This is a genomic window from Vogesella aquatica (assembly GCF_028548455.1).
Classification (GTDB): Bacteria; Pseudomonadota; Gammaproteobacteria; order Burkholderiales; family Chromobacteriaceae; genus Vogesella; species Vogesella aquatica.
Map to the genome: position 1 here is coordinate 1 of NZ_JAQQLF010000039.1, position 2449 is coordinate 2449.

Sequence of the window (2449 nt, forward strand, 5' to 3'; positions counted from 1 at the left end):
CCGCGGCGGATGGCCACGCGGGTGGTCTGGTGCCCGAACAGCGGTGCGCCTTCCACCACGCGCACCTGGCTCTCGCGCTGCGCGTCCACCGCCATCGAGGCAATAATGCCCACGCCCAGCTCCAGCTCTACGTAGGTCTTGATGACGTCGGCGTCCAGCGCCGCCATCACGATGTCCGGCGCCAGGCTGGCGTCGGCGAAGGCGCGGTCGATCTGCGCTCGCCCGGTAAAGCCCTGGTGATAGGTCACGATCGGGTACTCGGCCAGCGTCTCCAGCGACAGTGGCTGGCTGTGCAGCGGGTGCGCGGGCGGCGCAATCACCGCGTGGTGCCAGCTGTAGTAGGGGAAGGACACCAGTTCCGGCACCTCGGCCACGGCTTCGGTGGCGATGCCGATGTCGGCATCGCCGGCCAGCAGCAGGCGTACCAGCTCGTCCGGGCTGGCCTGGTGCAGCACCAGGTGCACGCGCGGGAAGGCTTGCTTGAACGCGGTCACCACCTTGGGCAGCGCGTAGCGCGCCTGGGTGTGGGTGGTGGCAATGGTGAGCTGGCCTTCGTCGCGCTGGCTGAATTGCTCGGCCAGGCGCTTGATGTTGCCGGCGTCCAGCAGCATGCGCTCGACGATGACGAGCAGCTCCTTGCCGGGGTCGGTCAGGCCCAGGAAGCGTTTGCCTTTGCGGATGAACAGCTCGACGCCCAGCTCGTCTTCCAGGTCCTTGATGTGTTTGGATACGCCGGACTGCGAGGTAAACAGCGCGTTGGCTACCTCGGTCAGGTTGAAGTTCTGGCGGACGGTTTCACGGATGATGCGAAGTTGCTGGAAGTTCATGCGGCACCTGCGGTGTCGGGTTGGGCAAACACGCGCACCTGGCGTGGTTGCAGGCGTACGGTCTGGCCTGCGGCCAACTGTGCCACCAGCGGGTTGGCCGCGTGTAGCTCTACGTCAAAGTGCTGGCCACTTACGTCGGCCTGGCCTTCCAGCTCCACACGGGTGAGCGCGCCCAGCGTCAGCACGCGGCTGATGCGCGCCGGGATGCCGCTGGCGCCTGGCTGCAGCACGATATCCAGCTCGTGCGGGCGCACGAAGGCGACGACCTGGCCGTGCTCGGGCTGGGCTTCGCCGGTAAGGGTGCTGGCGCCCACGGCGATGCCGCCGGCGCTGCTGCTGCCTTCAAAGCGGTTGGCCGCACCCAGAAAGCCGTACACGAACGGTGTGGCCGGCTGGCGGTACACCTCGGCCGGGCTGCCGATCTGCTCGACGCGGCCGTGGTTCATCAGCACCACGCGGTCGGCCACTTCCAGCGCTTCTTCCTGGTCGTGGGTCACAAAGATGGAGGTGATGTGCAGCTCGTCGTGCAGGCGGCGCAGCCAGCGGCGCAGCTCTTTGCGTACCTTGGCGTCCAGCGCGCCGAACGGCTCGTCCAGCAGCAGCACGCGCGGCTCTACCGCCAGCGCGCGGGCCAGCGCAATACGCTGGCGCTGGCCGCCGGACAGCTGCGCCGGGAAGCGGTCGGCCAGCCAGTCCAGCTGCACCAGGTTCAACAGCTCGTGCACCTTGCGCTTGATGTCGGCTTCGGACGGGCGTTGGCCGCGCGGTTTCATGCGCAGGCCGAAGGCCACGTTGTCGAACACGGTCATGTGGCGGAACAAGGCGTAGTGCTGGAACACGAAGCCCACCTGGCGCTCGCGCACGTGGGTGTCGGAGGCGTCTTCGCCGTCCAGCAGCACGCGGCCGCTGTCGGCCTGTTCCAGGCCGGCGATCACGCGCAGCAGTGTGGTCTTGCCGCAGCCGGACGGGCCCAGCAGGGCTACCAGCTCGCCGGCGGGAAAGTCCAGCGACAGATTGTCCAGCGCGATGAAGCTGCCAAACGCTTTTTGAATGTTCTGTACCTGAATGCTCATGCTCTAGTCCTCTACGGCCACGGTTTGGCTGGCGCGCCATTCCACCCAGCTCTTCACCGCCAGCGTCACCAGTGCCAGCAATGCCAGCAGGGAAGCTACGGCAAAGGCCGCAGCAAAGTTGTATTCGTTGTAAAGAATCTCGACGTGCAGCGGCAGGGTGTTGGTTTCGCCACGGATGTGGCCGGACACCACCGATACCGCGCCAAACTCGCCCATGGCGCGCGCATTGCTCAGGATCACACCGTACAGCAGCGCCCAGCGCACATTGGGCAGTGTGACGTACCAGAACACCTGCCAGCCGCGCGCGCCCAGCACCACGGCGGCTTCTTCTTCCTCGCGCCCCTGCGCCTGCAGCAGCGGAATCAGCTCGCGCGCCACAAACGGCACGGTGACAAAGATGGTGGCCAGTACGATGCCGGGCACGGCAAAGATCACCTTGATATCGTGCTCGGCCAGCCACGGGCCAAACCAGCCGTGGCTGCTGAATACCAGCACGTAGATCAGGCCGGCCACCACCGGCGATACCGAGAACGGCAGGTCGATCAGCGT

3 protein-coding genes are annotated in these 2449 nt (G+C 66.5%); all 3 read right to left on the reverse strand.

Annotation, left to right across the window (positions count from 1 at the left end):
- A partial coding sequence (locus tag PQU95_RS18410) for a CysB family HTH-type transcriptional regulator (RefSeq protein WP_272753349.1) occupies positions 1 to 827 on the reverse strand: 827 nt, incomplete at its 3' end.
- Positions 824 to 1900: a sulfate/molybdate ABC transporter ATP-binding protein gene (locus tag PQU95_RS18415; RefSeq protein WP_272753350.1), complete on the reverse strand. Its 1077-nt coding sequence runs from the start codon at positions 1898 to 1900 to the stop codon at positions 824 to 826. The genes PQU95_RS18410 and PQU95_RS18415, both read right to left, overlap by 4 nt.
- Positions 1901 to 1903: 3 nt before the next feature.
- On the reverse strand, positions 1904 to 2449 hold a 546-nt coding region (locus tag PQU95_RS18420; RefSeq protein ID WP_272753351.1), incomplete at its 5' end, for a sulfate ABC transporter permease.